General features: G+C 62.5%; 4 protein-coding genes. All 4 read right to left on the reverse strand.

Going from position 1 to position 4736, the window contains the following annotated elements; translation table 11 throughout:
* Nucleotides 1–234: 234 nt before the first annotated feature.
* A complete protein-coding gene (locus ACMLHZ_RS15225; protein WP_418668516.1) occupies nucleotides 235–720 on the reverse strand; it encodes a 23S rRNA (pseudouridine(1915)-N(3))-methyltransferase RlmH in 486 nt (161 codons plus the stop codon).
* A gap of 3 nt (nucleotides 721–723) precedes the next feature.
* Nucleotides 724–1512: an MBL fold metallo-hydrolase gene (locus ACMLHZ_RS15230; RefSeq protein WP_418668517.1), complete on the reverse strand. Its 789-nt coding sequence runs from the start codon at nucleotides 1510–1512 to the stop codon at nucleotides 724–726.
* Between the two features lie 99 nt (nucleotides 1513–1611).
* Complete coding sequence (locus tag ACMLHZ_RS15235; RefSeq protein WP_418668518.1) at nucleotides 1612–2895, reverse strand: UDP-N-acetylglucosamine 1-carboxyvinyltransferase; 1284 nt, start codon at nucleotides 2893–2895, stop codon at nucleotides 1612–1614.
* A 265-nt stretch (nucleotides 2896–3160) separates the two neighbouring features.
* Nucleotides 3161–4736: peptidoglycan DD-metalloendopeptidase family protein (locus ACMLHZ_RS15240; protein WP_418668519.1), on the reverse strand; the 1576-nt coding region annotated here is incomplete at its 5' end.

Consider the following 4736-nt stretch of genomic DNA (forward strand, 5'->3'; position numbering starts at 1 on the left):
TGGCTGCCGGGGCTCCAGCGCCGGACGAAGCACTGGGCGAGGCCGACGCCGGGCCGGTCTGCCCGGCTGGTTTGCCGCACCCTGCAAGGCCCAGCGCCAGGCAGGCCGTAAGTAAAAAAACCAGCGTCCGTTTCAACTGCTGTCCCTCCCTTTTATAGGTTGGTTCCATTTTAGCAGAAAACCGTGAACATTTCAAAGCCGGCAGCCCACAAAGCATTCCAAAAGGGCCGCCGTTCATTTGTGGTATTTGCTGTGGCTGTTGATGGCAAAGGCGCGGTAGATCTGCTCGGTGAGCACCAGCCGCGCAAGCTGGTGGGGCAGCGTGATGCGCCCCAGGCTGACCCGCTGGTGCGCCGCGGCTTTCACCTGCGGCGCCAGCCCGTGGGAAGAGCCGATCACAAACGCGATATCGCCTGCGCCGCCCAGCGCCCTCTGCGCCACCAGTGCGGCCAGCTCCTCGCTGGAAATCGGCTTGCCCTCCACGCACAGCGCCACCAGATACGCGCCTTTTCGCACGCTGGCCAGAATGGCCTGCCCCTCTTTTTCCAGCGCCCTCTGGATCACCGCCCCGCCGGCATTCTTTTCAGCGATGGCCGCCTCGGGCAGCTCCACAATGCGGAAATCGCACAGGGCGCCCAGGCGCTTTTGATACTCGGCCACACCGGCCGCGCAGTAGGCTGCATTCAGCTTGCCCACGCAGATCAGGTCGATCTTCTGCATCCTTTAAAACTCCATCCACTCACTGGGCTCGCTGCGGCGCAGGGCCTGCACCTGCACCTCCGGCCCCGGCACGACCCCCGCCGCCAAAAGCGCTTTTTGCACTGCGCCCAGCGCCAGCGCGGGGGTGTTGTTCTCCTTGCTCAGGTGGCACAGCGCAAACTTTTCGCAGCCCTCCTGCACCAATTCCAGGATCTTTGCGGCGCACTCGGCGTTGTCCAGGTGGCCCCGGGGCGATTCGATGCGCCTTTTTAAGTAATACGGGTAGGACCCATAGCGCAAACTATACAAATCGTAATTTGCCTCCAGCGCCACCAGTGCTGCCCCGGAAAGGGCGGTGTGCACCTCGGGCGTGAGTTGGCCCAGATCGGTGGCAATGGCCATCACCGCGCCGTCCGGCGCGGTGATGCGATAGCCGCAGCACGGCACATCGTGGCTGGTGGGAAAGGCCGTGACCTCAAACCCTCCCACCTGCTCGGTGCGCCCCTCAATGGCAATACACTCGGCACAGGGCGGCGTTACCCCCAGCCCGTCCAGATCGTCCAGCGTGGCGGCGCTGCCGTACACCGGCACGCTGTAGTGCTTTAAAAACACATTCAGGCCCTGGATGTGATCCGAGTGTTCGTGGGTCACCAGCACCCCCCGCATGGCCGCCACCGGCAGCCCCAGCTCCTTGAGCGCGTTCAGGGTTGCCCGGCAGCTTTTGCCCATGTCGATTACAAGGTATTCCGCGCCGCAGCGCACCACCGAGCAGTTTCCGGAGGACCCGGAGTATAAAGAAGTGAAGAGAGCCATGGATCTTCCTCGCTGTTCTAGAATACGGGCGCCCCGCCCGGAAAGAAATGAAGCGGGGCCGCGCTGCCCCAAAGAGAGCGCGGCCCCGCGAAACTCTGTTTACAGCGCCTGGGGCAGCACGGCGGAGGCTTTTTCCTCCCGCCGAATGTCCGCGCCGAGCCCCTGGAGCTTTTCCACCAGGCTCTCGTAACCGCGCTCGATGTGGCTGACCTCGTCGATCTCGCTGGTCCCCCGGGCCGCCAGCGCCGCCATCACCAGGGCCGCGCCGGCCCGCAGGTCGGAAGCGCGCAGCGGAGCAGGCTGCAGCTCCTGCACGCCTTCGATCACCGCCACCTGCCCGTCCACCTGAATGTTCGCCCCCATGCGCACCAGCTCGTCCACATAGCGGAAGCGGTTCTCCCATATGCCCTCGGTGATGATGGAGGTGCCCTGGGCCACGCTGAGCAGCACGGTCATCAGCGGCTGCATATCCGTGGGGAAGCCGGGGTGCGGCATGGTCTTGATCTTGGTGGCTGCCAGATCGCCCGTGCGGTATACCCGCACCGCGTCGTCGTATTCCTCCACCGTTGCGCCCGCCAGCTCCAGCTTGGCAGTGATGGGCTCCAGATGCTTTGGAATGACGTTTTTGATGAGCACATTGCCGCCGGTGATGGCGGCCGCAACCATGTAACTGCCGGCCTCGATCTGATCCGGAATGATGGAGTAGGTGCAGCCGTGCAGCGCCTCGCGGCCGCGGACCTTAATCACGTCGGTGCCCGCGCCGCGCACATCGGCGCCCATCATGTTCAAAAAGTTTGCCAGATCCACAATGTGGGGCTCTTTGGCCACATTTTCCAGCACGGTCTGGCCCCCGGCCAGCACGGCGCTGAGCATGGCGTTCATGGTAGCCCCCACCGACACAGTATCAAAGAACACATGCGCGCCCGCAAGCTCTTCGCCGCTCACGTTGATCATGCCGTACTCCACCGAGTCGCGCGCCCCCAAAGCGCAAAAAGCCTTCAGGTGTTGGTCGATGGGGCGGGGCCCCAGGTTGCAGCCGCCGGGCATGGCCACCTGCGCCGAGCCAAACCGGCCCAGCAGCGCGCCCAAAAAGTAATAACTGGCCCGCATCTGGCGGGAGAGATCATCCGGCACTTCCGTGCAGCACACATGGGTGGTGTCGATCTCGTAGGTGTTTTTATTGAGCATGCGCACCCGCGCGCCCAAGGCGCTCAGGATCTGCAGCGACACGGTGACATCGCTGATGGCAGGCAGGTTTTCGATCACGCATTTGTCCGCCGCCAGAATGGTGGCGGGCAGGATCGCCACCGCCGCGTTCTTTGCGCCGCTGATGGAAACCTCGCCGGTCAGGGGCTTGCCCCCGTTGATCACAAATTTCTCCAATGAAACACTCTCTCCTTTGCGCGCTCGTCCGGGCCTGTCCCAGGCCCCAGGTGGCATCACAACTGTTTTATTATACACCAGACCTTCAAAAAAAGAAACCCTCGGCCATATTATTTGCCTAAATTGTAACATATATGCCCAAACGCACGCCACAATCCGCCGCTTTTCGAGGTTTTCGCGCAAAAACCAGGGCATTTCTGCCAACGGGCACAAAAAATGCCCGTCCCTTTCCCGGGCCGGGCATTTTCTTTTGCCTGAAAAGCGGTTACATCCCGCCGAACCACTCCCGGGCGCTGCGGCGCACGCCGTTCACGTACACCTCAAAGTGGCAGTGATTGCCGGTGGAATTGCCGGTGGAGCCCACATAGGCGATCACCTGGCCCTGGCTCACCGCCTGTCCGTAGCTCACCGCCAAACGGCTTGCATGGGCGTAAAGGGTGCGGTAGCCGTTGCCGTGGTCGATGATCACGTAGTTGCCGTAGCTGTAGTGCCAACCGGCAGTCACCACCACGCCGCTGTCCGCCGCGTAAATGGGGCTGCCATAGGCCGCGCAGATGTCTGCGCCCTTGTGGTAGCTGCTCATCCAGCGGCTCACATATTTGTAGTTCGGCACCGGCCACAGCAGGGTGCCGCTGCCGGTCTGCGCCAGCTGGCCGTTGGCCAGCTTTTTGCCCCGCAGCACCTTTTTCGCCACCGGCTCCTTCAGGGTCACGCGCTCGATCTCGGTCTTCTCGTTGGGGGCGGCCGAATCGCCGTAATACACCCACTCCTCGGTCACCTGATCCAGCCCGTCTTCCGCCTCCTGCACCGTCTTGGTAGTGCCAAAAGCCACTTCGTCAGAATCCTCGTAGATCGTGGGCAGCGAAGTAGCCTGCTCAAAAGTCACCGTTTCGATCCGCCGCACCTCCAGGTACGGCTGGGCGCGGCTGATCAGCAGCTCATCGCCGGGCCAGAAGTATTTGCCCATATCGTATTCCGGGTTCATGTTCTGCAGCTGCTGGGTGGAAAGCCCAAACTGCGAGGCCACCCCGCTGGGCGTATCCCCACTTTTGATAATGTAGCTCACTTGCCCCTGCTCCTCGCCGTGCAGCAGCTCCACAATGTTGTCGCAGTCCGTGATGTGGCTGGTCAGGTAAATCCCCTCGTCCACCCGCACCTCTTTGTTGAACTCCACCCGCAGGTTCTCGTTGCCCGGGTCCTCGTACGGCGCCTTGATCTCCTCGATCGCCTGCTCCAGCTTTTCCCCCTCGGTGGTAACCGCCACCAGCTGGTCGTTTACATACAGCGCCGTCCCCGGCACGATCTCGCTGCTCGAGGCCTGCAAAATCGCGTCCGCCATCGCGTTTTCGTCCAGCGTGTGGTCCGATACCGCCAGTGTGTACGAGGGCGTGATGCTCCACTCCACCTCCTCGCCTTCCACCGGCTTGATGCGCTGCGCCACCTCCGCCTTCGCTGCATCGAACACCTGCTCGCTCTCCACATAGCCCACCACCCGGCCGTCCACCTCCACCGCCAGGATGTAGTTGTAGCTCAGCACCGCGTTCACCGTGTACACAAACAGCGCCAGCGCGCACACCGGGATCACATACGCCACCGACGCACGCAGCAGCGGGAAGTACAGCCTCACCCCGCGGCCAAAATACAGCAGCCCCTCCTTCAGGGCGTGGCCCCGGCCGGTCTGCTGCTTTTCCTGCCGGATCAGGGCATTGATATTTTTGATTCCGCTCCAAAACCGGGTAAAGGGGGCGGTGAGTTCGCGCCAGCCCGTGAGCAGCGCGCCCCCCAGGTAGCTTCCCGTCTTTTTAAGTACTGAAAGAAGCCGTGCGCCCAGGTTTTTTGTG

This window comes from Allofournierella sp., from assembly GCF_048388525.1.
Lineage (GTDB): Bacteria > Bacillota > Clostridia > Oscillospirales > Ruminococcaceae > BQOK01.